General features: G+C 64.1%; 22 protein-coding genes and 1 other RNA gene. 3 read left to right on the plus strand and 20 right to left on the minus strand.

Features of this window, described 5'->3' with window-relative positions:
* Positions 1-11: 11 nt before the first annotated feature.
* Both argJ and secA read right to left on the minus strand, forming a co-directional pair.
* Positions 12-1,229, minus strand: a complete 1,218-nt coding sequence (argJ, locus tag RIN61_RS06805) for a bifunctional glutamate N-acetyltransferase/amino-acid acetyltransferase ArgJ (RefSeq protein WP_313856395.1) — start codon at positions 1,227-1,229, stop codon at positions 12-14.
* Positions 1,230-1,401: 172 nt separating this feature from the next.
* Positions 1,402-4,137, minus strand: a complete 2,736-nt coding sequence (gene secA, locus RIN61_RS06810; RefSeq protein WP_313856397.1) for a preprotein translocase subunit SecA — start codon at positions 4,135-4,137, stop codon at positions 1,402-1,404.
* 391 nt (positions 4,138-4,528) lie between these two features.
* Here secA and RIN61_RS06815 point away from each other — a divergent pair, with 391 nt between their 5' ends.
* Entirely contained in the window at positions 4,529-4,984 is a 456-nt protein-coding gene (locus tag RIN61_RS06815) for a DUF721 domain-containing protein (protein ID WP_112250321.1), read from the plus strand.
* 190 nt (positions 4,985-5,174) lie between these two features.
* Here RIN61_RS06815 and lpxC read toward each other — a convergent pair whose 3' ends face one another.
* The 18 genes from lpxC to rsmI all read right to left on the minus strand — a co-directional run bounded on the left by lpxC (position 5,175) and on the right by rsmI (position 24,600).
* Positions 5,175-6,086 (minus strand): UDP-3-O-acyl-N-acetylglucosamine deacetylase, encoded by a 912-nt coding sequence (lpxC, locus tag RIN61_RS06820; RefSeq protein WP_112250319.1) that lies wholly within the window; start codon positions 6,084-6,086, stop codon positions 5,175-5,177.
* 112 nt (positions 6,087-6,198) lie between these two features.
* On the minus strand, positions 6,199-7,395 hold the full coding sequence (gene ftsZ / locus RIN61_RS06825; protein ID WP_003251871.1) for a cell division protein FtsZ: 1,197 nt from the start codon (positions 7,393-7,395) through the stop codon (positions 6,199-6,201).
* Positions 7,396-7,450: 55 nt separating this feature from the next.
* Entirely contained in the window at positions 7,451-8,707 is a 1,257-nt protein-coding gene (gene ftsA, locus RIN61_RS06830) for a cell division protein FtsA (protein ID WP_015271706.1), read from the minus strand.
* Positions 8,708-8,721: 14 nt separating this feature from the next.
* The gene (locus RIN61_RS06835) at positions 8,722-9,591 is read right to left on the minus strand and encodes a cell division protein FtsQ/DivIB (RefSeq protein WP_012274056.1); all 870 of its coding nucleotides are present in this window, start codon (positions 9,589-9,591) and stop codon (positions 8,722-8,724) included.
* A gap of 5 nt (positions 9,592-9,596) precedes the next feature.
* Complete coding sequence (locus RIN61_RS06840) at positions 9,597-10,553, minus strand: D-alanine--D-alanine ligase (RefSeq protein WP_112250317.1); 957 nt, start codon at positions 10,551-10,553, stop codon at positions 9,597-9,599.
* Positions 10,550-11,998 (minus strand): UDP-N-acetylmuramate--L-alanine ligase, encoded by a 1,449-nt coding sequence (gene murC / locus RIN61_RS06845; protein WP_046616527.1) that lies wholly within the window; start codon positions 11,996-11,998, stop codon positions 10,550-10,552. The genes RIN61_RS06840 and murC overlap by 4 nt, the downstream gene beginning before the upstream one ends.
* Complete coding sequence (murG, locus tag RIN61_RS06850; RefSeq protein WP_112250315.1) at positions 11,991-13,070, minus strand: undecaprenyldiphospho-muramoylpentapeptide beta-N-acetylglucosaminyltransferase; 1,080 nt, start codon at positions 13,068-13,070, stop codon at positions 11,991-11,993. Before murG ends, murC begins: the two co-directional genes overlap by 8 nt.
* Positions 13,060-14,274: a putative lipid II flippase FtsW gene (gene ftsW, locus RIN61_RS06855; protein ID WP_112250313.1), complete on the minus strand. Its 1,215-nt coding sequence runs from the start codon at positions 14,272-14,274 to the stop codon at positions 13,060-13,062. Before ftsW ends, murG begins: the two co-directional genes overlap by 11 nt.
* Positions 14,271-15,617 (minus strand): UDP-N-acetylmuramoyl-L-alanine--D-glutamate ligase, encoded by a 1,347-nt coding sequence (gene murD / locus RIN61_RS06860; protein WP_313856403.1) that lies wholly within the window; start codon positions 15,615-15,617, stop codon positions 14,271-14,273. The genes ftsW and murD overlap by 4 nt, the downstream gene beginning before the upstream one ends.
* A gap of 6 nt (positions 15,618-15,623) precedes the next feature.
* Positions 15,624-16,706 (minus strand): phospho-N-acetylmuramoyl-pentapeptide-transferase, encoded by a 1,083-nt coding sequence (gene mraY / locus RIN61_RS06865; RefSeq protein ID WP_112250311.1) that lies wholly within the window; start codon positions 16,704-16,706, stop codon positions 15,624-15,626.
* A complete protein-coding gene (locus tag RIN61_RS06870; protein WP_207877968.1) occupies positions 16,706-18,073 on the minus strand; it encodes a UDP-N-acetylmuramoyl-tripeptide--D-alanyl-D-alanine ligase in 1,368 nt (455 codons plus the stop codon). Before RIN61_RS06870 ends, mraY begins: the two co-directional genes overlap by 1 nt.
* A complete protein-coding gene (locus RIN61_RS06875; RefSeq protein WP_375149753.1) occupies positions 18,066-19,556 on the minus strand; it encodes a UDP-N-acetylmuramoyl-L-alanyl-D-glutamate--2,6-diaminopimelate ligase in 1,491 nt (496 codons plus the stop codon). Before RIN61_RS06875 ends, RIN61_RS06870 begins: the two co-directional genes overlap by 8 nt.
* The gene (locus tag RIN61_RS06880; RefSeq protein ID WP_181457306.1) at positions 19,553-21,301 is read right to left on the minus strand and encodes a peptidoglycan D,D-transpeptidase FtsI family protein; all 1,749 of its coding nucleotides are present in this window, start codon (positions 21,299-21,301) and stop codon (positions 19,553-19,555) included. The genes RIN61_RS06875 and RIN61_RS06880 overlap by 4 nt, the downstream gene beginning before the upstream one ends.
* Complete coding sequence (gene ftsL, locus RIN61_RS06885; protein ID WP_056801817.1) at positions 21,301-21,594, minus strand: cell division protein FtsL; 294 nt, start codon at positions 21,592-21,594, stop codon at positions 21,301-21,303. Before ftsL ends, RIN61_RS06880 begins: the two co-directional genes overlap by 1 nt.
* Positions 21,591-22,538, minus strand: a complete 948-nt coding sequence (rsmH, locus tag RIN61_RS06890; protein ID WP_112250305.1) for a 16S rRNA (cytosine(1402)-N(4))-methyltransferase RsmH — start codon at positions 22,536-22,538, stop codon at positions 21,591-21,593. The genes ftsL and rsmH overlap by 4 nt, the downstream gene beginning before the upstream one ends.
* Positions 22,535-22,990, minus strand: a complete 456-nt coding sequence (gene mraZ / locus RIN61_RS06895; RefSeq protein WP_004575120.1) for a division/cell wall cluster transcriptional repressor MraZ — start codon at positions 22,988-22,990, stop codon at positions 22,535-22,537. The genes rsmH and mraZ overlap by 4 nt, the downstream gene beginning before the upstream one ends.
* 307 nt (positions 22,991-23,297) lie before the next feature.
* Positions 23,298-23,657: RNase P RNA component class A (rnpB, locus tag RIN61_RS06900), an RNA gene on the minus strand.
* 67 nt (positions 23,658-23,724) lie between these two features.
* The gene (gene rsmI / locus RIN61_RS06905; RefSeq protein WP_112250303.1) at positions 23,725-24,600 is read right to left on the minus strand and encodes a 16S rRNA (cytidine(1402)-2'-O)-methyltransferase; all 876 of its coding nucleotides are present in this window, start codon (positions 24,598-24,600) and stop codon (positions 23,725-23,727) included.
* A 186-nt stretch (positions 24,601-24,786) separates the two neighbouring features.
* Here rsmI and RIN61_RS06910 point away from each other — a divergent pair, with 186 nt between their 5' ends.
* Together RIN61_RS06910 and RIN61_RS06915 are read left to right on the plus strand one after the other, a co-directional pair.
* Positions 24,787-26,604 carry a penicillin-binding protein activator gene (locus RIN61_RS06910; protein ID WP_215520819.1) on the plus strand — a complete coding sequence of 606 codons (1,818 nt, stop codon included), beginning with the start codon at positions 24,787-24,789 and terminating at the stop codon, positions 26,602-26,604.
* Positions 26,604-26,975: a YraN family protein gene (locus RIN61_RS06915; protein WP_112250299.1), complete on the plus strand. Its 372-nt coding sequence runs from the start codon at positions 26,604-26,606 to the stop codon at positions 26,973-26,975. The genes RIN61_RS06910 and RIN61_RS06915 overlap by 1 nt, the downstream gene beginning before the upstream one ends.
* The last annotated feature ends 5 nt before the right edge of the window (positions 26,976-26,980 follow it).

Genomic DNA, 26,980 nt, shown 5'->3' on the forward strand with positions numbered 1-26,980 from the left:
CCCCATATGAATCAGGTACGGTACTCGGCGTTGATCTTCACGTACTCGTGGGACAGGTCGGTGGTCCAGATGGTTTCGCTGCACTGGCCACGGCCCAGCTCGATACGGATGGTGATCTCTTCCTGGGCCATTACCTTGGCGCCCTGGTCTTCGGTGTAGCTCGGGCTGCGGCCACCTTTGCTGGCAATGCACACGTTGTCCAGGTACACATCGATCAGGCTCACATCCAGCTCCGGTACGCCGGCACGACCAACGGCGGCGAGGATACGGCCCCAGTTGGGGTCGGAGGCGAACAGCGCAGTCTTGATCAGCGGCGAGTGGGCCACGGCGTAGCCGACGTCCAGGCACTCCTGGTGGTTGCCACCGCCGTTGACCTGCACGGTAACGAACTTGGTGGCGCCTTCGCCGTCACGGACGATGGCCTGGGCCACTTCCATGCACACTTCGAACACCGCCTTCTTCAACGCTTCGAACAGCGCGCCGCTGGCTTCGGTGACTTCCGGCAGGTTGGCCTTGCCGGTGGCGATCAGCATGCAGCAGTCATTGGTCGAGGTGTCACCATCGATGGTGATGCGGTTAAACGACTTGTTGGCGCCATCCAGCATCAGGTCCTTGAGTACCGCAGGGGCAACCTTGGCGTCGGTAGCGATGTAGCCGAGCATGGTGGCCATGTTCGGGCGGATCATGCCTGCACCTTTGCTGATGCCGGTGACGGTAACGGTCACGCCATCGTGCTGGAACCGGCGGCTGGCACCCTTGGGCAAGGTGTCGGTGGTCATGATGCCGGTAGCAGCCTCGGCCCAGTGGTTTTCCGACAGGTTGTCGAGGGCGGCCTGCAGCGCGCCTTCGATCTTCTCGACCGGCAGCGGCTCGCCGATCACGCCAGTGGAGAATGGCAGTACCGACTCGGCCGGTACGCCGGCCAGTTCGGCCAGCTTGGCGCAGGTACGCTCGGCAGCGGCCAGGCCTGGCGCGCCGGTGCCGGCGTTGGCGTTACCGGTGTTGGTCAGCAGGTAGCGCACGGTGCCCTGCACGCGCTGCTTGGACAGGATCACCGGCGCTGCGCAGAAGGCGTTGAGGGTGAACACGCCAGCCACGCTGGAGCCTTCGGCGCAGCGCATGACCACCACATCCTTGCGCCCAGGGCGCTTGATGCCGGCAGAAGCGATGCCGAGTTCAAAACCCGGGACCGGGTGCAGGGTGGGCAAAGGACCAAGACCAACAGCCATTAGAGCGCTCCTAGAAAATACGGTTGATATCGAAAAGCGGGGCCGCTTCGCGCCCCATCGCGACACAAGGCCGCTCCCACATAGGACGGCGCAGCGTTGCGGCTGTGCGCTATCCCTGTGGGAGCGGCCTTGTGTCGCGATAGGGCCGCAACGCGGCCCCATTCAGGTCAGATCACTCGATCTGACCGTGGCAATGCTTGAACTTCTTGCCCGAACCACACCAGCACGGCTCGTTGCGGCCCAGCTTCTGCTCGTTGCGCACCGGTGCCGAGGCGACGGCCACTTCGGCGCCCTCCTCGTTCAGTTGCTCGCTTTCCAGGCCCGGCGCAGCGGCGTGCTGGAACTGCATGCGGCTGGCCAGTTCCTCGGCCTCGCGGCGCAGGCGGGCTTCCTCTTCGACCGGGTCTTCGCGGCGTACCTGAACGTGCGACAGCACGCGGATGGTGTCGCGCTTGATCGACTCGAGCAGCTCCTGGAACAGGCTGAAGGATTCGCGCTTGTACTCCTGCTTCGGGTTCTTTTGCGCATAACCACGCAGGTGAATACCGTGACGCAGGTGGTCCATGGTCGACAGGTGGTCTTTCCACAGGTCGTCCAGCACGCGCAGCAGAATCTGCTTCTCGAAGGTACGCAGGGCTTCGATACCGGCCTGGTCTTCCTTCTCGGTGTACGCGGTGGTGATTTCGTTCAGCAGCTTCTCGCGCAGGGTCTCTTCGTAGAGGTGATCGTCCTCGTCGAGCCACTGCTGGATCGGCAGTTTCATGGCGAAATCGCTGGCCAGCGAAGCCTCCAGGCCGGCCACGTCCCACTGCTCGGGCAGCGACTGCGGCGGAATGTGCTGGCTGATGGTAGCGTCCAGTACTTCCTTGCGGAATTCGACGATGGTGTCGCCGATGTTCTCGGCGGCCAGCAGGCTGTTGCGCATGTGGTAGATCACCTTGCGCTGCTCGTTGGCCACGTCGTCGTATTCCAGCAACTGCTTGCGGATGTCGAAGTTGCGGCCTTCGACCTTGCGCTGGGCCTTCTCGATGGCGTTGGTGACCATGCGGTGCTCGATGGCCTCGCCAGACTGCATGCCCAGCGCCTTCATGAAGTTCTTCACCCGGTCAGAGGCGAAGATACGCATCAGGCTGTCTTCCAGCGACAGGTAGAAGCGGCTGGAGCCCGGGTCGCCCTGACGGCCGGAACGGCCACGCAGCTGGTTGTCGATACGGCGCGATTCGTGGCGCTCGGAGGCGATCACGTGCAGGCCACCCGACTCGATCACTTGCTGGTGACGCTTCTGCCAGTCGGCCTTGATCTGGGCAATCTGCTCGGCAGTCGGGTTTTCCAGGGCGGCCACTTCGGCTTCCCAGTTACCGCCCAGCAGGATGTCGGTACCGCGGCCGGCCATGTTGGTGGCGATGGTAAGGGCACCTGGCGCACCGGCTTGCGCGATGATCTCGGCTTCTTTCTCGTGGTACTTGGCGTTGAGCACCTTGTGGTCGATACCTTCCTTCTTCAGGAGGTTGGACATGTGCTCGGACGTTTCGATGGTCGCCGTACCTACCAGCACCGGGCGGCCATGGGTCATGCTTTCCTTGATGTCGGCGATGATCGCGGCGTACTTCTCGTCGGCAGTCAGGTACACCAGGTCGTTGAAGTCTTTACGCGCCAACGGCTTGTTCGGCGGAATGACCATCACGTTGAGCCCGTAGATCGACTGGAACTCGAACGCTTCGGTGTCGGCGGTACCGGTCATGCCGGACAGCTTGGTGTACAGGCGGAAGTAGTTCTGGAAGGTGGTCGAAGCCAGGGTCTGGCTCTCGGCCTGGATGTTCAGGTTTTCTTTGGCTTCGATGGCCTGGTGCAGGCCCTCGGACAGACGACGGCCTGGCATGGTACGGCCGGTGTGCTCGTCGATCAGCAGGACCTGGCCGTCCTGGACGATGTATTCGATGTTGCGGTGGAACAGCTTGTGCGCGCGCAGGCCGGCATAGACATGGGTCAGCAGGCTCAGGTTATGCGCCGAGTACAGGCTCTCGCCCTCGGCCAGCAGGCCGGACTGGGTGAGCATCTCTTCGATGAACTGGTGACCGGCTTCGTTCAGCTCGACCTGACGGCTCTTCTCGTCGATGGTGAAGTGGCCTTCCTGGGTGACCTGGCCTTCGACCTCTTCGATGTGCTGGGTAAGGCGCGGGATCAGGCGGTTGATCTCGATGTAAAGCTTGGAGCTGTCCTCGGCCTGGCCGGAGATGATCAACGGGGTACGCGCTTCGTCGATGAGGATGGAGTCGACTTCGTCGATCACGGCGAAGTTGAGTTCACGCTGGAACTTCTCTTCCTGGCTGAACGCCATGTTGTCGCGCAGGTAGTCGAAACCGAATTCGTTGTTGGTACCGTAGGTGATGTCGGACGCGTAGGCGGCGCGCTTTTCTTCCGGCGGCTGGAATGCCGAGACGATGCCGACCGACAGGCCGAGGAACTCGTACAGCGGGCGCATCCAGTTGGCGTCGCGGCGGGCCAGGTAGTCGTTGACGGTGACCACGTGCACGCCCTTGCCGGACAGTGCGTTGAGGTACACGGCCAGGGTACCGACCAAGGTCTTGCCTTCACCGGTACGCATTTCTGCGATCATGCCCTCGTGCAGGGTCATGCCGCCGATCAGCTGCACGTCGAAGTGGCGCATGCCCATCACGCGCTTGCCGGCCTCACGGGCCACGGCGAAGGCTTCAGGCAGCAACTGGTCCAGTGTCTCGCCTTTGGCCAGGCGCTCCTTGAACTCTGCGGTCTTGCCCCGCAGTTGCTCGTCGGAGAGGGCCACCATCTTCTCTTCGAGAGCATTGACGATGTTCACCGTCTTGAGCATGCGTTTTACTTCACGCTCGTTCTTGCTTCCAAAAAGTTTCTTTAACAAAGGCGCAAACATATCGGCAGGATCTTCCACACGTAGGGATGGAGGGCGGCCCCATGAGTCGCCCGTGCAGCCCTGAGGCCGCATGCGAACGAGCATTCTACCCGGAAACGATGGTGAGGAAAGTGGTGGATTGCCACGATGCTTGTACAGCGTTTTGGCGGGGGCTTGTCTTAGATAGGGGCATTTTCCCTGAGTTCAAGGTTCGGGAAGATGAAACGTATCGAGAATGAGTCTTGTCTTTTGTTATCTGCGCCGGCCTCTTCGCGGGTAAACCCGCTCCCACAGGATCACCTACACATCAAGGGCAGTGCCGTACCCTGTGGGAGCGGGTTCACCCGCGAAGAGGCCAGTGCAGGCTATAGAGATGTTAGACTGCGGACCATGTAACCTCATGCGTACCCCCATGGCCTACAAACCCTCCCCCGCCCAGCCGCCCTCGGCCCTGCTCCGCCAGGTCCGCCCGTTGCGCCTGCTGCTGAACCAGGCCGAACGCCTGGAGCACCTGCAGCGCCTGCTGGAAAGCCAGCTGCAACCGGCCGCCCGCGAGCACTGCCATGTGGCGTCGTGGCGCGATGGCACCTTGTTGCTGGTGGTAACCGACGGCCACTGGGCAACCCGCCTGCGTTATCAGCAGAAACGCTTGCTGGCGGCATTGCAGGGCATGGAAGCCTTTGGCAACCTCAGGCGCATCCTGTACAAGGTCCAACCCCCGCTGGTGCCGGCCAAGCGTGGTGGCCATGCGGCAGAGCTTTCCAGCAACGCAGCCGAGAGCCTGCGCGATACCGCCGGGGGCATCACCGACCCCAAGCTGCGCGCAGCGCTGGAAAGGCTGGCAGCTCACGCCCAGGACAAGCGCTGACACCTTCGGGACTGCTGCGCAGTCCATTCGCGGGCACGCCCGCTCCCACAGGGTGCCCACTGCCTCTGGAGCGGCGCAGGACCTGTGGGAGCGGGCGTGCCCGCGAATGGCCGGACCTGCCGGGCAAAATGTGTCAGCAATAAAAAAGGCCACCCGAAGGTGGCCTCAATGAACTAGAGAGTGTTCGAACTTACACGGCCGCAACAGGGCGCATGTACGAGATCGGTGCCGTGCTGGCATCTTCGAAAGTGACCACTTCCCAGGCATCGGTTTCGGCAATCAGCTTGCGCAACAGCTGGTTGTTCAGCGCGTGGCCGGACTTGAAGCCCTTGAACTCGCCGATCAGGCTGTTGCCCAGCAGGTAGAGGTCGCCGATGGCGTCGAGGATCTTGTGCTTGACGAATTCGTCTTCGTAACGAAGGCCGTCTTCGTTCAGCACGCCGTCCTCATCGACCACGATGGCGTTCTCGACACTGCCACCCAGCGCAAGGTTGTGCTTGCGCAGGTACTCGATGTCACGCATGAAACCAAAGGTGCGCGCGCGGCTGACTTCCTTCACGAACGAGGTGCTGGAAAAGTCGACGCTGGCGCTCTGGGTCCGGTTGCGAAGCACCGGGTGATCGAAGTCGATCTCGAAGCTCACCTTGAAGCCGTCGAAAGGCAGGAAAGTGGCGCGCTTGTCGCCCTCTTCCACGGTTACCTCACGCAGGATGCGGATGAACTTCTTGGCTGCGTCCTGTTCTTCCAGGCCTGCAGACTGAATCAGGAATACAAAGGGTCCGGCGCTGCCATCCATGATCGGCACTTCCGAGGCGGAGAGCTCGACGTAGGCGTTATCGATGCCCAGGCCCGCCATGGCGGAGAGCAGGTGCTCGACCGTATCGACCTTGACGTCACCGTTGACCAGCGTCGTCGACATGGTTGTCTCGCCGACGTTGGCCGCGCGCGCCGGTATTTCGACCACAGGGTCGAGGTCGGCGCGGCGGAAGACGATGCCGGTGTCAACAGGTGCAGGCTTGAGGGTCAGGTAAACCTTCTCCCCGGAGTGCAGACCGACACCTGTGGCACGGATGGTATTCTTCAGGGTGCGTTGTTTAATCATGGCATTGGCCGCTTCAGCGCAAATTGCGAACAGGTATCAACAAAGGCTGGGGATGATAACAGACCCAACCTTTGATGAATACCAATCACCTTTATACCCCTGATAAATTCCATTAATCAGCCTGACGACGCAGGAATGCCGGGATATCGAGGTAGTCCAGGTCATCCTGAGGGTTCAGTTTAGCGGCTGCCGCAGCACCTGCATGGGCCTGGTTGCGCATTACGGTCGGGCGCTCCAGGTCACGGTAGTTGACCGCAGGCTGCTCCTGGCGAACCGGCGCCGGGTTGGAAGCCTCGTACGCCTGCTGGGCAGTCTGCAGGGTGTTGTCGACCACCTTCACAGGCTTCTCGATGCGCGCGCCCAGGCCAGTAGCCACTACGGTCACGTGCAGCTCGTCACGCATGTCCGGGTCGATCACGGTGCCGACCTTGACCATGGCGTGGTCGGAGGCGAAGGCTTCGATGATGCTACCCACGTCGGAGTACTCGCCCAGCGACAGGTCAGGGCCTGCGGTGATGTTCACCAGGATGCCGCGGGCGCCCTGCAGGTTGACGTCTTCCAGCAGCGGGTTGCGGATCGCTGCCTCGGTGGCTTCACGCGCACGGTTCGGGCCGCTGGCGCAGCCAGTACCCATCATGGCCATGCCCATTTCACCCATCACGGTACGCACGTCGGCGAAGTCGACGTTGATCATGCCCGGGCGCTTGATGATATCGGAGATACCGCGCACGGCACCGGCCAGTACGTCGTCGGCCTTGGCGAAGGCAGACAGCAGGCTGGCATCCTTGCCCAGGATGGTCAGCAGCTTCTCGTTGGGGATGGTGATCAACGAGTCGACGCTTTCGGCCAGCATGCGGATGCCTTCATCGGCGATCTGCATGCGCTTGCGGCCTTCGAACGGGAACGGACGGGTCACCACGGCAACGGTGAGAATGCCCATTTCCTTGGCCACTTCGGCGATGATCGGCGCTGCACCGGTACCGGTACCGCCACCCATGCCAGTGGTGATGAACACCATGTTGGTGCCCTGCAGCACTTCAGCGATGCGCTCACGGTCTTCCAGCGCGGCCTGGCGGCCGACTTCCGGATTGGCACCGGCACCCAAGCCCTTGGTCACGCCAGTGCCCAATTGCAGGATGGTGCGCGCGCCGATGTTCTTCAGCGCTTGAGCATCGGTGTTGGCGCAGATGAATTCCACGCCTTCGATGCTGCTCTTGACCATGTGGTTGACGGCGTTGCCGCCACCACCGCCAACACCGATCACTTTGATGACCGGGCTTTGCGGGACGTTGTCTACGAGCTCGAACATTTTCCCTCTCCTTACAGTTCTCTAGTTGTCGCGCCTACCACTACTGCTTTGAAACTTAGAAGTTGCCCTGGACCCAGCGCTTGAAGCGTTCAAGCACTGGAGCCTTCGGTTCATCGCCATAGCTGTTGTTGCTGCTGTTACCGGTCAGGGGCAAGTCTTCGGTCTGCTTCTGCAGGCCGTAGGTGAGCAAGCCCACGCCGGTGGAATAGATCGGGTTGCGCACCACGTCGCTGAGCCCCCGAACGCTGTGCGGCACGCCCAGGCGTACCGGCATGTGGAAGATTTCCTCGGCCAGTTCCACGGCGCCTTCCATCTTCGCGGTGCCGCCGGTGAGTACGATGCCGGCCGGCACCAGGTCCTCGTAGCCGCTGCGGCGCAGTTCGGCCTGGATCAGGGTGAAGAGCTCGTCGTAACGTGGCTCCACCACCTCGGCCAGAGCCTGGCGCGACAGCTCGCGCGGTGGGCGATCACCCACGCTCGGCACCTTGATGGTCTCGCCGGCGCCAGCCAGTTTGGCCAGGGCGCAGGCGTAGCGGATCTTGATTTCTTCGGCGTACTGGGTCGGGGTACGCAGGGCCATGGCGATGTCGTTGGTCACTTGGTCGCCGGCAATCGGGATTACCGCGGTGTGACGGATCGCGCCCTCGGTGAAGATGGCGATGTCGGTGGTGCCACCACCGATGTCGACCAGGCACACGCCCAGCTCCTTTTCATCGTCGGTCAGCACCGAGTAGGCCGAGGCCAGCTGCTCGAGGATGATGTCGTCGATTTCCAGGCCGCAGCGGCGTACGCACTTCTCGATGTTCTGTGCCGCGTTGACGGCGCAGGTGACCACGTGGACCTTGGCTTCCAGACGTACGCCAGACATGCCCAGCGGCTCGCGCACGCCTTCCTGGTTGTCGATCACGTAGTCCTGCGGCAGGGTGTGCAGCACGCGCTGGTCGGCCGGGATGGCCACGGCCTGGGCGGCGTCGAGTACGCGCTCCAGGTCGGCCAGGCTGACTTCGCGGTCGCGGATGGCGACGATGCCGTGGGAGTTCAGGCTGCGGATGTGGTTGCCGGCCACGCCGACGAAGGCCGAGTGGATGCGGCAGCCGGCCATCAGCTGCGCTTCTTCCACCGCGCGCTGGATCGACTGCACGGTGGACTCGATGTTCACCACCACGCCTTTTTTCAGGCCGCGGGACGGATGGGTACCGATCCCGACGATTTCCAGGGTGCCGTCCTCGCCCACTTCACCCACCAGCGCCACCACCTTGGAGGTGCCGATGTCCAGCCCGACGATCATTTTGCCGCTATGCGCGTTTGCCATGGTCCTGCCTCTCTCTAATTCTTCGCAACGGCGGGTTGGGCCGTCGTCGGTGCAATCGGTTCCCGCCAACCAACGGCAAGTCCGTTGGAATAACGCAGATCAATGCGGGCGATAGTGGTGATCTGGTCTTTGAGTGTCTTGTCGTAAATGGCAATGAAACGGCGCATCTTCTCCACCAGATGATCGCGCCCCAGCAGCAGCTCGATGCCCGGCCCGGCGCTGCTCGCGCCCGTGGTCAGGAACCAGCTGCCTCGCTCGCGCAGCTCCAGGCGAGCGATGGAAAAGCCCAGGGGGCGCAGCATCTGGCTCAATACCTGATACTGCTGCATCACTTGTTGCTGAGCACGCTGCGGCCCGGCCAGCTGCGGCAGGTGCTCGTAGTTGGCCAGTTCGCGCGGGGTAAAGGCCTGGCCCTGGTTGTTGAGCAAGGCTTCGTCACCCCAGCGTGCCACCGGCAACTGTTCTTCCAGGCGGATCACCACTTCGTCGGGCCACACCCGACGCACTTCGGCATGGGCAATCCACGGCATCTGCTCGAGCTCTGCGCGCATCGCCGGCAGGTCGACACTGAAGAAGCTCGCTGCCACGTAGGGCGCGATACGCTGCTGCACCGACTGCTGGCTGATGTAGCTGAGGTCACCCTGAACGTCGATCTTGGTAATCGGCCGGTCAGCGTAAGGCATCAGGCGAATGGCGCCCTCGTAGGCGCCAAACCCGGCCGCCACCAGCAGCACCGGCCACAGCAGGCGCTTGAGCCCTCCCAGGCTTGGCCGCGGCAGGCGCGCCGATACGGGCTCGTCGGCCACCAGCCGGCTGGCACCACGCGGCACCGGCTTGCTGCGGCCGGTAACGGGTTGCTGCTGACGTATCATCGCGCCTTGCATGGTTGTTAACCTCGCGTCGCCACGCTCTCGGCCAGGATTGCCAGCACCAGTTGCTGGAAGTCCAGGCCGGCCGCGCGGGCCGCCATGGGCACCAGGCTATGGTCGGTCATGCCGGGTGCGGTGTTGACTTCGAGCAGCCAGAACCGGCCCTGCTCGTCCTGCATCACGTCCAGCCGCCCCCAGCCTTCGATGCCGATGGCATCGCAGGCACGCGCGGTCAGGTCGATCAGTTCCTGTTCCTTGACGCTGTCCAGGCCGCACGGAATGCGGTACTGGGTATCGTTGGCGATGTACTTGGCGTCGTAGTCGTAGAACACGTGCGGCGTACCCAGGGCGATCGGCGGCAGCACCTGGCCGCGCAATACCGCGACGGTGAACTCCGGCCCGTGGATCCACTGTTCCACCAGTACCTGGGAATCGTATCGGGCGGCATCCTGCCAGGCGGCGACCAGTTCCTGGGCGCTGTTCACCTTGGCCATGCCGATGCTGGAACCTTCATGGGCGGGTTTGACGATAAGCGGGAAGCCCAGTTCCGTGCTGGCCTGCAAACAATCGCTTTCGCTCGCCAGTACCGCATGACGCGGGGTCGGAATGCCCAGGCTCTGCCACACCTGCTTGGTGCGCAGCTTGTCCATGGCCAATGCCGAGGCAAGGATGCCACTGCCGGTGTAGGGGATGCCCAGGCACTCGAGCAGGCCTTGCATACTGCCGTCTTCACCGCCACGGCCGTGGAGGATGATGAAGGCGCGGTCGATCTTCTCGTTTTGCAGGCGGTCGAGCAGGTCGTCACCCACGTCGATGGCGACCACGTCGACACCGGCGGTGGTCAGCGCGTCGATCACCGCGGCGCCGGACTTGAGCGACACTTCGCGCTCGGCGCTCTTGCCGCCGTACAGCACCGCGACGCGGCCGAACGCCTTGGCGTCCAGGGTCGAGTGCAGCTTGTCGTAGGCGCTGGTCATTTCGACTTCTCCTGCTTGGCGCCAGCGAACAGCGGGCTTTTCATCAATTGAGGGGCCAGGCCGCCGACATCACCGGCACCTTGGCAGATCAGGATGTCGCCAGCGCGCAGCAGTGGCTTGACCACCGGCGCCAGGTCGACGCCACGTTCGATGTAGATCGGGTCCAGCTTGCCGCGCTGGCGGATGCTGTGGCACAGCTGGCGGCTGTCGGCGCCGGGGATCGGCTCCTCGCCGGCCGGGTAGACTTCCATCAGCAGCAGCACGTTGGCATCGCCCAGCACCTGGACGAAATCGTCGTACAGGTCGCGGGTACGGCTGTAGCGGTGCGGCTGGTAGACGATCACCAGGCGACGGCTTGGCCAACCGCCGCGCACGGCCTGGATCACTGCGGCCACTTCGGTCGGGTGGTGGCCGTAGTCGTCGACCAGCATCACGCTGCCGCCTTCGACCGGCAGTTCACCGTACACCTGGAAGCGGCGGCCGACGCCCTGGAAGCCGGACAGGCCCTGGACGATGGCTTCGTCAGTGATGCCTTCGTCGGTGGCAATGGCGATGGTGGCCAAGGCATTGAGCACGTTGTGGTTGCCGGGCATGTTCACCGACACCTCCAGCGGCTCGCGGTCGCGACGCAGGACGGTAAAGTGGGTCTGCATGCCCATCTGGCGCACATTGATGGCGCGGATGTCGGCCTCGTCGCTGAAGCCATAGGTCACGGTCGGGCGCTTGACCTGAGGCAGGATCTCGCGCACTACCGGGTCGTCCAGGCACATCACGGCCAGGCCGTAGAACGGCAGGTTGTGCAGGAACTCGACGAAGGTTTTCTTCAGTTTGTTGAAGTCACCTTCGTAGGTCGCCATGTGGTCGGCGTCGATGTTGGTGACCACGGCCACCATCGGCTGCAGGTGCAGGAAGCTGGCATCGCTCTCGTCTGCTTCGGCAATCAGGTAGCGGCTGGTACCCAGCTGGGCATTGGTGCCGGCAGCGGTCAGGCGGCCACCGATGACGAAGGTCGGGTCCAGGCCGCCAGCGGCGAACACCGAGGCCAGCAGGCTGGTGGTGGTGGTCTTGCCGTGGGTGCCGGCAACGGCCACGCCATGGCGATAGCGCATCAGCTCGGCGAGCATTTCGGCACGCGGCACCACCGGAATGCGCCGCTCGAGGGCGGTGGCGACTTCCGGGTTGGCCGGGTTGATGGCGCTGGACACCACCAGCACATCGGCGGTGGCGGCGTTCTCGGCGCGGTGGCCGACGAAGATCTCGGCGCCGAACGACTCCAGGCGCTCGGTGACCGGCGAGGCCTTCAGGTCGGAACCGGACACTTCATAGCCCAGGTTCAGCAACACTTCGGCAATGCCGCACATGCCCACGCCGCCGATACCGACGAAGTGGATACGGCGGATACGGCCCATCTTCGGCTGGGGCATGGCTTTCTGGCTCTCAACCATGGGCCACCTCCAGGCAGATATCGACCACGGTGCTGGTTGCGGCAGGTTTGGCCAGGCGCCGTGCGGTGCCTGCCATGACGTTGAGTTTCTCGGGTTGCATCAGCACCTCGTTCAGGCGTTCAGCGAGCTGCGCTGCGCCAGTTGTCGCTTGTGGCATCAGGAAGGCAGCGCCTTCCCGGGCCAGATATTGGGCGTTGTGGGTCTGGTGGTCGTCGATCGCATGGGGCAATGGCACCAGCATCGAAGGCAGGCCCGCTGCCGCCAGCTCGCTGACAGTCAGGGCGCCGGCCCGGCACACCACAATGTCGGCCCAGCCATAGGCTTGGGCCATGTCCTTGATGAAGGGCTCTACCTGAGCCTCGACGCCCGCCTCGCGATAACGCTCGGCGGTGACCGGCGCGTGTTGCTTGCCGGCCTGGTGGAATACCTCTGGCCGCAGTGCGGCGGGCACTTCGGACAGGGCCTTAGGCAACAATTTGTTCAATGGTTCCGCACCCAGGCTGCCGCCCATCACCAGCAGGCGCGCACGGCGCTCGGCCAGGGGCGCGCGCAGGGCGTCCATGAACAGTTCCGGACGCACCGGGTTGCCAGTGGTGCGCAATTTGTCGCTGGCGGCGAAGGTGGCCGGGAAGGCTTCGCACACGCGTGCAGCCAGCGGCAGCAGCAGGCGGTTGGTGGTGCCGGCACGGGCGTTCTGCTCGTGGATCACCAGCGGTACGCCGCACAGGCGTGCGGCCACGCCGCCAGGGCCAGTCACGTAGCCACCGAAACCGACCACGCATACCGGCTTGAGCTCACGCACGATACGCCGCGCCTGCAGCACGGCCTTGACCAGGGTGAACGGCGCCTTGAGCAACGACAGCTTGCCCTTGCCGCGCAGCCCGCTGACCTGGATCAGGTGCAACGGCAGGCCGGCCTGGGGCACCAGTTCGTTCTCGATGCCACGCGGGGTGCCCAGCCAGTGCACGCTGTAACCGCGCGTCTGGAATTCACGGGCGCAAGCCAGGGCCGGGAACACGTGGCCCCCGGTGCCGCCCGCCATGATCAGTACGTTCTTGCCGTCAGCGGCCATGATTGGTCTCCTCGGCAAAATCGCTTTCGCTGAATTCGTGTTCCTCACTGCCCAGGTGCGTGCGGCTTTCCCACTCGATACGCAGCAACAGGCCCACGCAGGCACAGCAGATCACCAGCGAGCTGCCCCCGTAGCTGAGGAACGGCAGGGTCAGGCCCTTGGTCGGCAGCAGGCCGACGTTCACTCCAATGTTGATCAGGAACTGGCCGATCCACAGGAAGGCCAGGCCGAACGCAACATAAGCGGCAAAGAACTGCTTGGCTTTTTCCGCCCACAGGCCGATGTACAGGGCACGCACAGTCACGAACACGAACAGCGCGATCGTCAGCAGCGAGCCGACCACGCCAAGTTCTTCGGCCAGTACCGAGAACACGAAGTCGGTGTGCGCTTCAGGCAGGTAGAACTGCTTCTGCACGCTGTTGCCCAGGCCAACGCCCAGCCACTCGCCACGGCCGAAGGCAATCAGCGCCTGGGTCAGCTGGTAGCCCGAGCCGAACTGATCGGACCACGGGTCGGTAAAGGTAATCAGACGCGCCATACGGTAGGGTTGCGCCTGTACCAGGACGAACACCGCAACCACCGCCAACACCACCATCAGGCTGAAGCGGAACAGCCCCACCCCGCCGAGGAACAGCATGGCTGCCGCCGCGCCCATCATCACCACGGTGGCACCGAAGTCCGGCTCCATCAGCAGCAGTGCAGCCATGGGCAGCAGCACGATGAACGGCTTGAAGAAGCCCATCCAGGTTTCGCGGACCTCGGTCTGCCGGCGTACCAGATAGCCGGCCAGGTAGACGACCACGAACACCTTGGCGATTTCCGAAGGCTGGACGTTGAAGAAGCTGAAGCCGATCCAGCGCATGGAACCGTTCACTTCGCGGCCGATACCGGGCACCAGCACCAGCACCAGCAGGCCGAAGGCGCCCAGCAGCATCAGGAAGCCCATGCGCTGCCAGGTGGCGATCGGTATCAGCATGGTGGCGCCACAGGCGACCAGGCCGAGGAACACGTACACCAGGTGGCGGAACATGTGGTAAAGCGGGTTGCCCGACTGCACCGCAGCCACTTCCGAGGACGCCGAGGTGATCATCACCAGGCCCAGGCCCAGCAGTGCCAGGCAGCCGGCGAGCATGGCGAAGTCCAGGTCGATGCCACGACCGCTGATCAGCGGCGACGGATAGGGCTTGAGGATGCCGAAGATCATGCAAGGCCTCCCGCTGCCTGGGCGAACAGGCGCCCGCGTTCTTCGAAGTTCTTGAACATGTCGAGGCTGGCGCACGCTGGCGACAGCAGCACGGCATCACCCGCCTGGGCCAGTTCGGCGCATTGCTGTACGGCGTCGTCGAGCGTCTTGACGCGGACCAGTTGCACGCCATCGCCCAGGGCTTCGGCCAGGCGCTCGGCATCACGGCCAAGCAGCACCACGGCGCGGCAGAAGCGCTGGACCGGCTCGCGCAGCGCGGCGAAGTCGGCGCCCTTGCCATCGCCACCGGCGATCAGCACCAGCTTGCCTTCGATGTCGGCACCCAGGCCTTCGATGGCCGCCAGGGCAGCACCGACGTTGGTGGCCTTGGAATCGTCATACCAGTTCACGCCATTGCGCTCGCGCACCCACTGGCAACGGTGGGCCAGGCCGCCGAACTCGCGCAGCGCCTCGAGCATCGGTTCGAACGGCAGGCCGGCAGCATGCCCCAGGGCCAGCGCCGCCAGGGCGTTGCTCTGGTTGTGGGCGCCGCGAACCTTCAGCTCACGTGCCGGCATCAGCGCCTGGAACTCGAACGCCAGGTATTTTTCGCCGTTCACTTCGCGCAGGCCGAAAGCCTTGAAGTCCGGCTGGTTGAGGCCGAAGGTCCAGCATGCGCGGCCTTCCACCGGCAGCGGCCGGCTCAGGGCGTCCTGGCGGTTGACCACGACCTGGCGGGCGCCACGGAAGATCCGGTGCTTGGCCAGGTGATAGGCCGGCAGGCCGCTGTAGCGGTCCATGTGGTCTTCGCTGATGTTCAGCACGGTGGCCACTTCAGCGTTGAGCTGGTCGGTGGTTTCCAGCTGGAAGCTGGACAGTTCCAGCACGTAGAGCTCGACGTCATCAGCCAGCAGATCCAGCGCCGGGGTACCGAGGTTGCCGCCCACCGCCACGCGCTTGCCCGCCTTGGCGGCCATTTCGCCGACCAGGGTGGTGACGGTGCTCTTGGCGTTGGAACCGCTGATGGCAATGATCGGGGCCTTGGCGTTGCGGGCGAACAGCTCGATGTCGCCGGACAGCTTCACGCCACGCGCGGCCGCCTGCTGCAGGGCCGGGGTGGCCAGGGCCAGGCCGGGGCTCACGTACAGCTCGCTGGCGCGGCACAGGAAGTCCACATCCAGTTCACCACAGCGCACTTCCACCTGCGGATAATCACGGCGCAGGGTGTCCAGTTCCGGCGGTTGCTCGCGGGTGTCGGCGACCGCAAAGGCAATGCCCCGGCTCGCCAGGAAGCGAACCAGGGACATGCCGCTCTTGCCGAGGCCGACAACGATGCGGAATTGGTCGGAAGCGATCATTGACACGCTCATCTACCTCAGTTTCAGGGTTGCAAGGCCGATCAGCACCAGGATCACGGTGATGATCCAGAAGCGGACGATCACCCGTGGCTCTGGCCAGCCCTTGAGTTCAAAGTGGTGGTGGATCGGCGCCATGCGGAACACGCGCTTGCCGGTCAGCTTGAAGGAGGCGACCTGGATCACCACCGACAGGGTTTCCATGACGAACACGCCACCCATGATGAACAGCACGATTTCCTGGCGGACGATCACGGCGATGGTGCCCAGCGCGGCGCCCAGCGCCAGCGCGCCGACGTCACCCATGAATACCTGCGCCGGGTAGGTGTTGAACCACAGGAAGCCCAGGCCGGCACCGATCAGCGCGCCGCAGAACACGATCAGCTCGCCCGAGCCCGGCACGTATGGGATCAGCAGGTATTCGGCGAACTTCACGTTACCCGACAGGTAGCAGAAGATGCCCAGGGCACCGCCGACCATCACCGTCGGCATGATCGCCAGGCCGTCGAGGCCATCGGTGAGGTTGACCGCATTGCTCGAACCGACAATGACGAAGTAGGTCAGCACGACGAAGCCGATGCCCAGCGGAATGGTGACATCCTTGATGAACGGCAGGATCAGCGTGGTTTCGACGCTGGTCGGCGCGGTCTTGTACAGGAAGATGGCGGCAGCCAGGCCGAACACCGACTGCCAGAAGTACTTCCAGCGGCTTGGCAGACCGCGCGAGTTCTTTTCGATCACCTTGCGGTAGTCGTCGACCCAGCCGATGGCACCGAATGCCAGGGTAACGATCAGCACCACCCACACATAGCGGTTGGTCAGGTCGGCCCACAGCAGGGTACTGATGGCGATGGCGGACAGGATCAGCGCCCCGCCCATGGTCGGGGTGCCGGACTTGGACAGGTGCGATTGCGGGCCGTCGTTACGCACGGCCTGGCCGATCTGGCGGATTTGCAGGGTACGAATCATCCACGGCCCCAGCCACAGCGCCAGGGACAACGCGGTCAGCACACCCAGAATCCCGCGCAGGGACAGGTACTGGAAGACCGCGAAGCCTTTGTGGAACTGTTGCAGATACTCGGCCAACAGCAGCAGCATTAATGTTTCTCCCCGCTGGCACCGCACAAAGCCGCCACGACGTTTTCCATCGCAGCGCTGCGCGAGCCCTTGATCAAGATAGTGGTGTCGCTGGCATTCTCGGCGCCAACCGCGTCGATCAGCTCAGCTTGAGTAGCGAAATGGCGGCCATTGGCGCCGAACGCCTTGACCGCATGTGTCATGTTGGAACCCACTGCGTACAGGGCGTCGACCTTGCCACGCGCGTAGTCACCCACCTGACGGTGGCCTTCTTCCGCCCATTGCCCCAGTTCGCCGATATCCCCAAGCACCAGAACGGTGCGCCCGGAAAAGCCGGCGAGTATATCAATGGCCGCGCACATGGAGGTGGGATTTGCGTTGTAACTGTCGTCGATCACCCGCACACCGTTCGGCGCGATCTGCGCCACGGTACGGCCCTTGACCGGTTGCATGGCAGCCAGGCCAGCGGCGATGCCGCTCAGGCTCAGACCAACGGCATGGGCGGCGGCGGCGGCAGCCAGGGCGTTGCTGACGTTGTGCTCACCGAGCACATTGAGCTGCACGTTTACCGCTTCACCGCCGCCATGCAGCTTGAACGATGGGCAACCACGGGCATCGCGACCGATATCGGTGGCGTAGAAGTCGGCACTGGCGTTGCTACGGGCGAAGCTGATGACCTGATGCGCACCGGCACGGGCCTTCCAGACAGCAAAGGCCTTGTCGTCCAGGTTGAGGATGGCGATGCCGCCCTCGCCCAGGCCTTCGAGAATCTCGCCCTTGGCTTCGACGATCTTTTCCGGGCCACCGAACTCGCCAACATGGGCGGTACCGGCATTGTTGATGATGACCACCTGCGGTTGGGTCAGGCCGACGGTGTAGCGGATCTCGCCAATGCGCGAAGCGCCCAGCTCGATCACCGCGGCGCTGTGCTCCGGGGCGATTTCCAGCAGGGTCAGCGGCGCGCCGAGGTCGTTGTTCAGGTTGCCGCGGGTGGCGTGCACCAGGCCACGGGTGCGCAGGATGCTGGCGAGCATTTCCTTGACCGTGGTCTTGCCGCTGGAACCGGTGATGGCCACCACTGGCTTGTCGAAGGCAGCACGGTTCAGCGCGCCAAGCTGGCCGAGGGCCAGGCGGCAATCGGCAACCAGCAGCTGCGGCAGGTCGACATCGGCTACTTCACGCTCGACCAGGGCCGCGACAGCGCCCTTGGCCTTCACATCGGCCAGGTAGTCGTGGCCATCGAAGCGCGGGCCGGCCAGGGCGACGAACAGTTGCCCTGCGCCAACACTGCGGCTGTCGATGCTGACACCAGTAAAGGTGGCGTCGGCACCGATCTGGCGACCACTCAGTGCCGTGGTCAGCTGGCTGAGTGAAAGCGGCTTAAGCATGTGGAGCCTCCCAGGCTGCAAGTGCCTTCTCGGCTTCGATCAGGTCGGAGAAGCCATGGCGCTCGCCATTGATCTCCTGGTAATCCTCGTGCCCCTTGCCGGCCAGCACGACCACATCGTCGGCAGCGGCAGTGGCGATCAGGTGCGCGATGGCTTCGCCACGACCGGCAACGAACTCGACCCCGGCAGGCTTGGCGAAACCCGGGCGGATGTCATCAAAGATGCGCAGCGGGTCTTCAGTACGCGGGTTGTCGTCGGTGACCAGCACGCGGTCGGCCAGGCGCTCGGCAACTTCGGCCATCAGCGGGCGCTTGCCGCGATCACGGTCACCGCCGCAGCCGAACAGGCACAGCAGCTTGCCGTGCGCGTGCGGGCGCAGGGCTTCGAGCACTTTCTCCAGGGCGTCCGGGGTGTGTGCGTAATCGACCACCACCAGCGGCTTGTCGCCGCCACCCAGGCGCTGCATGCGGCCGATCGGGCCCTGCAGCTGCGGCGTGACCTCAAGGATTTCGTCCAGCGCATAGTCCAGCGCCAACAGAGTCGCTACAGCGGCGAGCATGTTGCTCAGGTTGAAGCGGCCCAGCAACTGGCTGCGCAAGGTACGTTCGCCTTGGGCGGTGACCAGGGTGGCGCGCACGCCATCATCATTGAACACGGCTTCGCGGCAGAACAGCGAGGCCTCCGGGTTCTCCAGGCTGTAGCTGAGCAACCGGGTTTCGATAAGGTCGACACTCGGGCGACGGGCGAAGTCGGCGGCCAGACGGCGACCGAAAGCGTCATCCAGGTTGACCACCTGGCAGCGCAGGCTCGGCCAGGCGAACAGCTTGGCCTTGGCGGCCTCGTAGGCTTGCATGCTGCCGTGGTAGTCCAGGTGGTCGCGGGACAGGTTGGTCATGACCGCGATGTCGAATTCCAGCGCGGCGACCCGGCCCTGCTCCAGGGCGTGGGAGGAAACCTCCATGGCCACGGCCTTGGCGCCACCCTTCTTGAGGTCGTTGAGGGTCGACTGCACGGCGATCGGGTCGGGCGTGGTCAGGCGGCCACTCTGCAGCTCGCCATAGAAGCCGGTACCCAGGGTACCGATCAGGCCGCAGCGCTGGCCAAGCAGGTCCAGCGCCTGGGCCACCAACTGGGTGACGCTGGTCTTGCCGTTGGTACCGGTCACGCCCACCAGGTTCAGCTGGCGGCTCGGTTCACCATAGAAGCGCCCGGCGATATCCGATAGCTGCGCGATCAGGCCCTTGACCGGGATGAGCGGCACATCGGTGATTGGCAGGACCGTGGCGCCCTGTTCTTCATAGGCCACGGCAGCGGCGCCGCGAGCCAAGGCATCGGCGATATGCTCGCGGCCATCGACCTTGGCGCCCGGCACAGCCAGGAACAGGTCACCCGGGCGCACGTTGCGGCTGTCCAGGGTCAGTTCACGGATCAGCGGGTCACGGCTGGCGTGGGCGAAAAGCTTGCTCAATGGCATTGTCATCATCCACGCCCTCCCTTGGCGGTTGCTGCTGCATTGACTTGCGACTGTTCGACGGGTGCGGGTGCGGGTGGCGGCAGGTTGTCTGGCGGCACGTTCATCAAACGCAGGGTGCCGGACATGACCTTGCTGAACACCGGCGCCGAAACCAGGCCACCGAAGTAGCCGCCCTTGCCCGGCTCGTCGATGACCACGACGATGGCGTAGCGCGGGTCGCTCATCGGCCCGAAGCCGGCGAACAGCGAGCGGTAGGCGTTTTCGGTGTAGCCCTTGGAGCCCACGGTGGCTTTACGCGCGGTACCGGACTTGCCGGCCACGTGATAGAACGGCACCTGGGCGCGGAACACCCCGCGCGGTGCTTCGATCACCTGTTGCAGCATGCCCTGGACGGTTTCGGCGGTTTCCTTCGGAATGGCCTGCACGGCTTCCGGGGCCTTGTCGACCTTGAGGATCGACAGCGGCACCATCTTGCCGTCGTTGGCCAGCGCCGCGTAGGCATGCACCAGCTGCAGGGCGGTCACCGACACACCATAGCCATAGGACAGGGTCGCGGTCTCGGCCTTGCGCCACTCGCGGTGGTTGGGCAGGTTGCCGACGCGCTCGCCGGGGAAACCAAGGCCGGTGTACTGGCCCAGGCCGACCTGGGACATGACCCGGTAGATAGCCTCGCCGCCGATGTCGAAGGCGATCTTGCTCATGCCGACGTTACTGGAGTTGATCAGGATGCCGGTCAGGTCGAGGACCGGGCCCTCGCTCCTGGATACGTCCTTGATGGTGTAGCGGCCGATCTGCAGGCTGCCCGGGTACACCTCGACCTTGTCGGTGGGCTTCCAGCGGCCACTTTCCAGTGCCGCGCTCATCGAGATCGGCTTGACCGTGGAGCCCGGCTCGAACACGTCGATGATCGCGCGGTTACGCATGGCGGCCGGGAACATGCTGCGGCGGTTGTTGGGGTTGTAGGTCGGCTGGTTGACCATCGCCAGGACCTCACCGGTCTTGACGTCCATGATCACCAGGCTGCCGGCCTTGGCGTCCTGCTCGGCAATTGCGTTGCGCAGCTCGCGGGTGGCCAGGTACTGCAGGCGCAGGTCAATCGACAACGCCAAGGTCTTCCCGGCCTTGGCGTTCTTGGTTACCTGGATGTCCTTGATCAGCCGGCCGCGCCGGTCCTTGATCACCTGCCGCTTGCCGGGTACGCCGGCCAGCCACTCGTCATAGGCCAGTTCCACCCCTTCGCGACCGTGGTCATCGAGGTCGGTGAAGCCGACCATGTGCGCGGTGACATCACCGGCCGGGTAGAAGCGGCGGAATTCTTCCAGGCCATACACGCCCGGCACTTTCAGGTCGAGCACATGCTGGCCCTGCTCCGGGGTCAGGCCACGGACCAGGTAGATGAATTCCTTGTTGGCCTGCTGGGTCAGGCGGTCGATCAGTTGCTGCGGGTTCTGCCCAAGCGCCGCGGCCAGTTGCGGCCAGCGCTCCTTGGAGGCCTGCATTTCCTTGGGGTTGGCCCACAGGGTGGTGACCGGGGTACTGACCGCCAGCGGTTCACCGTTACGGTCGGTGATCAGGCCGCGGTGAGCCGGGATAGGGATGTGACGCAGGCTGCGCGCATCACCCTGCCCCTTGAGGAAGTCACGGTCGACCACCTGCAGGTCGATGATACGCCAGCAGATGGCACCGACCATCAGCGCCAGCAAGCCGATCACCACGCGGAAGCGCCACGGGTAGAGTGCGCCTTCGAGCTTCATCATGGCGCCACCATCCGCACTTCGTCAGCCGAAGGCACGCGCATCTTCAGTTGCTCGGAAGCCAGGCTTTCGATGCGGCTGGCAGCGGTCCAGGTGCTTTGCTCGAGGATCAGCCGGCCCCACTCGGCCTGGGCCTTGTCGCGCTCGTTCAATTCGCCGTACAGGGTGTTGAGCAGCTGGCGGTTCCAGTGCGCGCTGTAGGACACGGCGATGGCCGAAACCAGCACGGCAACGAACAGCAGAAGCATCAGGAAGCTTCCGCCTGGCAAGGGTTTGGCAAACAGCCTGCTCACCGCAGCTTCTCCGCCACACGCATCACGGCGCTGCGCGAACGTGGGTTGGCCTTGAGCTCGGCTTCGGAGGCGAACTGGGCCTTGCCGATGAGCTTGATTTTCGGCTCGAAGACCTTGTGCTGTACCGGCAGGTTGCGCGGCAGGTTGTCCGCCTCACCTTTCACCAGCTTGCGCATGAACAGTTTGACGATGCGGTCTTCCAGCGAATGGAAGCTGATGACCGCCAGGCGACCGCCGACTTCGAGCGCATCGAGTGCAGCCTCAAGACCGGTTTCAAGGTCGCCCAGCTCATTGTTGACGTGGATGCGCAGGCCCTGGAAGGCGCGGGTAGCCGGGTTCTTGCCCTTTTCCCAGGCCGGGTTGGCCACCTTGAGCACTTCTGCCAGGTCGGCAGTGCGGGTGAACGGCTGCTTTTCGCGGCGCTCGACGACGGCACGCGCCATGCGCCCGGCAAAACGCTCTTCGCCGTATTCCTTGAATACGCGGGCGATTTCTTCCACCGGTGCCATGGCAATGAACTCGGCGGCACTGATGCCCTGGTCCGGGTTCATGCGCATGTCCAGCGGGCCGTCATTGAGGAAGCTGAAACCACGCTCGGGGTCATCCAGCTGCGGCGAGGACACGCCCAGGTCCAGCAGCACGCCGCTGACCTTGCCGTGCAGGCCACGCTCGGCCACTTCCGCGCCCAGCTCGGCAAAGCTGCGCTGCACAATGACAAAGCGGCCGTCTTCGGCCGCCAGCGCTTGCCCCGTGGCAATCGCCTGTGGATCTTTGTCGAAACCCAGCAGCCGCCCTTGCGGCCCGAGCTTGCTGAGAATCAGCCGGCTGTGCCCGCCACGGCCGAAAGTGCCGTCCAGATAGCAACCGTCGGCGCGCAGGGCCAATGCCTCGACAGCTTCGTCGAGCAGGACGGTAATGTGGTTGAAGCCGCTATCTATGGTCACAGGATCAGGTCACGCAATTCGTCGGGCATGGCGCCCGGTTGTTGAATAGCTGCAAGGTCGGCTGCCGAAACCGCGTTCCAGGCATCTTCATCCCACAGCTGGAATTTGTTCAGTTGCCCCACCAGCATCGCCTTCTTGTCGAGCTTGGCGTACTCACGCAGACGGGGCGGCACCAGGAAACGCCCACTGCCATCGAGCTCCAGGTCAACCGCATTACCGATCAGCAAGCGCTGCAGGCGGCGGTTTTCCTCACGCAACGATGGCAAGGCACGCAACTTGGCTTCTATCTGTTCCCACTCATCGAGGGGATAAACACACAAGCAGGGGTCAACGGCGTCGATGGTCACGATCAGCTGACCATTGCAACGCGAATCGAGCTCGTCACGGTACCGGCTCGGCATGGCGAGACGACCCTTGGCATCGAGGCTGACGGCGTTGGCTCCGCGGAACACGGCTGCGATTCCCCACAATGTTAGCTTTTTTGTGTCAGAAAACCCACTTCATCCCACTTTCTGCCACTTGCGCACACTATAGGAATCCGCCCGCAGCACCGTCAAGGCACGTTCGGAAGGAAAAGCCTTACAGGACCGAGATTTAGCGCAATAAAGGAATGCGGAAGGACTACCGAGGAGAAAAAAACGCGAGAAAAATCAAACCCACGCAGGCGAATGGAGTTCGAAGTTAAAGTGATTTATCAAGAGTAAGATTTTTTCGGTATTACCAGAGGGCATCTGCTATCGAATAAGCAGGGAAGGAAAGGTGGAGAGTCGATCTGTAAGCCGGGTTTTGTCGAGGACAGTCATTCCTCTACGACGGCCATCACTGGACGCCTCTAGCAACCTACCCGGTTCCGACGCGGGCCACGCCTGATGGAACCCTATTTGGTCTTGCTCCGAGTGGGGTTTACCTAGCCACGAACTGTTGCCAGCCGTGCGGTGCGCTCTTACCGCACCTTTTCACCCTTACCGGCACCGAAGTGCTTAGGCGGTTATTTTCTGTGGCACTTTCCGTAGGCTCGCGCCTCCCAGGCGTTACCTGGCACTCTGCCCTATGGAGCCCGGACTTTCCTCCCCCTGCTGTTGCGGAACAAAAGCAGGCAGCGACTGTCCGATCGACTCTCCGCCGCCAAGATTAACGGCACGCGCGCCCGAGAACAAGCAATACCGGCATTTATATCAATATGCCACTACTGGGCTTTCTGCTTTTCCAGGGCAAGTTGATACAGCAGGTTCTTGCGCACCCCGGTAATTTCCGCAGCCAGCGCCGCCGCCCGCTTGAGTGGCAGCTCGGCCAGCAGCAGGTCGAGCACCCGCTGCGCCTCGGTACTGATCGCCTGCTCGCCCTCCGGCGCGCTCCAGCCACCCACCAACACCACGCACTCACCACGCTGCTGGTTGCTGTCACCGGCAACGAACGCACGCAACTCGGCCAGGGGCAGGCCCTTGAGGGTCTCGAAGGTCTTGGTCAGCTCGCGCGCCAAAAGCGCCGGGCGCTCGCCACCGAATACCGCCTCCATGTCTTCAAGGCATTCCAGGATACGGTGCGGGGCTTCGTAGAAGATCAGCGTGCGCGGCTCTTCCTTTACCTGCTCCAGGCGTGCCCGGCGCCCCGCCGCCTTGGCTGGCAGGAAGCCTTCGAAGATGAAGCGGTCCGACGGCAGGCCAGCTGCCGACAGCGCGGCGATCAGAGCGCAGGCGCCCGGCACCGGCACCACGTTCACCCCGGCAGCCCGCGCCTGGCGCACCAGGTGGTACCCCGGGTCGGAAATCAGCGGCGTGCCGGCATCGGAAACCAACGCCACATTCTCGCCCGCCAGCAGCTTGGTGAGAAAACGCCCGCCCTCGTCACGCTCGTTGTGCTCATGGCAGGCCGCCAGTGGTGTGTCGATACCGAAGTGCTGCAGCAGGCGGATCGAATGACGGGTATCTTCCGCCGCGATCAGGGCCACGTCCGCCAGCACCTTCAGCGCCCGGGCGCTCATGTCGTCGAGGTTGCCGATAGGGGTTGCGACCACATACAGCGTCCCCACCGTGGATTTCGAAGCCCCTGCCACATCAGTCACTGCGCACACCTGTCGTTCGGATCAAAGGCGCCATTGTAGCCCGAGCGCCTGCAACAGGGCGCAAAGAACTTCGCCGACGACCGATGGCAGGCCACCTATAGTGAAGGATCGACACGGCAACATCGCGCCCCGGCCACTGCTTGGGTACAATTGCCGGCCACCTTGATCGAGTAACAGGACCTTTACATGATCGCTTGCCTGCGGCTGTTCACAGCCCTCTGCCTTGCTGCCTTGCTGGCAGCCTGCGCCAGCTCGCCCTCATCCAGCCTGGGCGAACTGCCACGCACCCCGGACGCCAGCATCGAGCAACTGCTCGAAAAGGCTGCTTCCAGCAAGTCCGCGGAAGACGCCGCGCTGCTGCGCCTGAGCGCAGCCGACCTGGCCTACAGGCAGAAGGACTTCCCACGCGCCGCACGCATCCTCGAGCAGGTGCCGCTGGACACGCTCAAGCCGGCCCAGCAAGTGTTCGCCAGCACCCTGGGTGCCGAGTTGGCCATGAGCCGCAACCAGCCCAAGGCTGCCTTGACCGCACTGGCCCACCCTAGCCTGCAGCGCGTCGCCGAACTGCCGGAAGAACAGCAAGCGCGCACCTACAGCGTGCACGCCGCCGCCCTCGAAGCCGATGGCCAGGCCCTGGCCGCCGCGCAACAGCGCGTGCTGCTGGCCCCGCTGCTCAGCGGCCAGGCCGCCAGCACCAACAATGACGCCATCTGGGCCCTGGTCGCCTCGCTGCCGGCGGAGCAACTGCAGCAGCCGGGCAACGACCAGACCCTGGCCGGCTGGACCAGCCTTGCCTTCGCAGTAAAAAGCGCCGGCACCCTGGAGCAGCAGCAAGCGGCGATCGACGCCTGGGTCAAGCAGCACCCGGACCACCCGGCCGCCCAGCAACTGCCGCTGGCGCTGACCAAGCTCAAGGAGCTGGCCAGCCAGCCGCTGACCAAGATTGCCCTGCTGCTGCCTCAGGAAGGCCCGCTTGCCGGTGTTGCCCGCGCCCTGCGTGACGGCTTCATGGCTGCACACTTCCAGGCCCAGCAAGCCGGCCAGCAGGCGCCAGCCGTGCAGGTATTCGACAGCTCGCGCATCGGCTCGCTCGACGACTTCTATCGCCAGGCCCAGGCCGCAGGCGTACAGCTGGTCATCGGCCCACTGGAAAAACCGCTGGTCAAGCAACTGGCTGCCAAGCCACAACTGCCGATCACCACCCTGGCCCTCAACTACGCCGACGCCGGCCAGAAGGCTCCGCCGCAGCTGTTCCAGTTCGGCCTGGCTGCCGAAGACGAAGCCCGTGAAGTGGCCCGCCGCGCCCGCGCCGATGGCATGGTCCGCGCCGTGGCCCTGGTACCGAGCGGCGAATGGGGCGACCGCGTGCTTGCCGCCTTCCGCCAGGACTGGGAAGGCAACGGTGGCACCCTGCTTGCCGCAGAGCGCATCGCCCAGCCGGTCGCCCTGGCCCAGCAGATTGCCGACCTGTTCCAGCTGCGCCAGAGCGAAGGCCGCGCCAAGAGCCTGCAGAGCACGGTAGGCGGCAGCATCGCCGCGCAGCCGTCGCGCCGCCAGGACATCGACTTCATCTTCCTCGCCTCGACCCCGCAACAGGCCCAACAGATCAAGCCGACCCTGAACTTCCAGTACGCCGGTGACGTACCGGTCTACGCCACCTCGAACCTGTACAGCGCCAGTGGTGACGTCAACCAGTACAAGGACATGAACGGTATCCGCTTCTGCGAAACCCCATGGCTGCTCGACACCAGCAACAGCCTGCGCCAGCAGGTCGTGCAGCAGTGGCCACAAGCCGCCGGCAGCCTGGGCCGCCTGTATGCCATGGGCGTTGACGCCTACAGCCTGGCGCCGCGCCTGGGCCAGCTGAAAGCGCTGCCGGACAACCGCGTACTGGGCCTTTCGGGCAGCCTGAGCATGAACGCCAACCAGCGTGTCGAGCGTCAGCTGCCTTGGGCCGAGTTCGTTGGCGGCCAGGTCCAGCGCCTGCCTGACACCACTCGCTGATGGCAGCAGCGTCGCCCACCAGCGCCGGGCAGGCAGCAGAAACCCAGGCCCTCGAGTACCTCCAGGGGAAGGGCCTGCAACTGCTGGCGCGCAACTGGCGATGCAAAGGCGGTGAGCTTGATCTGGTCATGCTCGACGCCGATACAGTAGTATTCGTCGAAGTCCGCTACCGGTTGCACGCGGGCTTCGGTGGCGCTCTCGGCAGTATCGACGGGCGCAAGCAGAAACGGCTGGTGCTCGCCGCCAGCCTGTTCCTGCAGAAGGAGCCCCACTGGGGCAACCACCCCTGCCGCTTCGACGTAGTCGCCCTGCAGGGCAGCCACCATGCAGGCAGACCGCTTCAATGGCTGAAAAACGCCTTCGAATGCTGAACCCA

The sequence above is a fragment of the Pseudomonas inefficax genome (assembly GCF_032164165.1).
Taxonomy (GTDB): domain Bacteria; phylum Pseudomonadota; class Gammaproteobacteria; order Pseudomonadales; family Pseudomonadaceae; genus Aquipseudomonas; species Aquipseudomonas inefficax.

Excerpts from the sequence above, each read along its gene's own strand:
- argJ (WP_313856395.1), bottom strand. The coding sequence starts at position 1,229 with ATGGCTGTTGGTCTTGGTCCTTTGCCCACCCTGCACCCGGTCCCGGGT.
- secA (WP_313856397.1), bottom strand. The coding sequence starts at position 4,137 with ATGTTTGCGCCTTTGTTAAAGAAACTTTTTGGAAGCAAGAACGAGCGT.
- RIN61_RS06815 (WP_112250321.1), top strand. The coding sequence starts at position 4,529 with ATGGCCTACAAACCCTCCCCCGCCCAGCCGCCCTCGGCCCTGCTCCGC.
- lpxC (WP_112250319.1), bottom strand. The coding sequence starts at position 6,086 with ATGATTAAACAACGCACCCTGAAGAATACCATCCGTGCCACAGGTGTC.
- ftsZ (WP_003251871.1), bottom strand. The coding sequence starts at position 7,395 with ATGTTCGAGCTCGTAGACAACGTCCCGCAAAGCCCGGTCATCAAAGTG.
- ftsA (WP_015271706.1), bottom strand. The coding sequence starts at position 8,707 with ATGGCAAACGCGCATAGCGGCAAAATGATCGTCGGGCTGGACATCGGC.
- RIN61_RS06835 (WP_012274056.1), bottom strand. The coding sequence starts at position 9,591 with ATGCAAGGCGCGATGATACGTCAGCAGCAACCCGTTACCGGCCGCAGC.
- RIN61_RS06840 (WP_112250317.1), bottom strand. The coding sequence starts at position 10,553 with ATGACCAGCGCCTACGACAAGCTGCACTCGACCCTGGACGCCAAGGCG.
- murC (WP_046616527.1), bottom strand. The coding sequence starts at position 11,998 with ATGGTTGAGAGCCAGAAAGCCATGCCCCAGCCGAAGATGGGCCGTATC.
- murG (WP_112250315.1), bottom strand. The coding sequence starts at position 13,070 with ATGGCCGCTGACGGCAAGAACGTACTGATCATGGCGGGCGGCACCGGG.
- ftsW (WP_112250313.1), bottom strand. The coding sequence starts at position 14,274 with ATGATCTTCGGCATCCTCAAGCCCTATCCGTCGCCGCTGATCAGCGGT.
- mraY (WP_112250311.1), bottom strand. The coding sequence starts at position 16,706 with ATGCTGCTGCTGTTGGCCGAGTATCTGCAACAGTTCCACAAAGGCTTC.
- RIN61_RS06870 (WP_207877968.1), bottom strand. The coding sequence starts at position 18,073 with ATGCTTAAGCCGCTTTCACTCAGCCAGCTGACCACGGCACTGAGTGGT.
- RIN61_RS06875 (WP_375149753.1), bottom strand. The coding sequence starts at position 19,556 with ATGATGACAATGCCATTGAGCAAGCTTTTCGCCCACGCCAGCCGTGAC.
- RIN61_RS06880 (WP_181457306.1), bottom strand. The coding sequence starts at position 21,301 with ATGAAGCTCGAAGGCGCACTCTACCCGTGGCGCTTCCGCGTGGTGATC.
- RIN61_RS06910 (WP_215520819.1), top strand. The coding sequence starts at position 24,787 with ATGATCGCTTGCCTGCGGCTGTTCACAGCCCTCTGCCTTGCTGCCTTG.
- RIN61_RS06915 (WP_112250299.1), top strand. The coding sequence starts at position 26,604 with ATGGCAGCAGCGTCGCCCACCAGCGCCGGGCAGGCAGCAGAAACCCAG.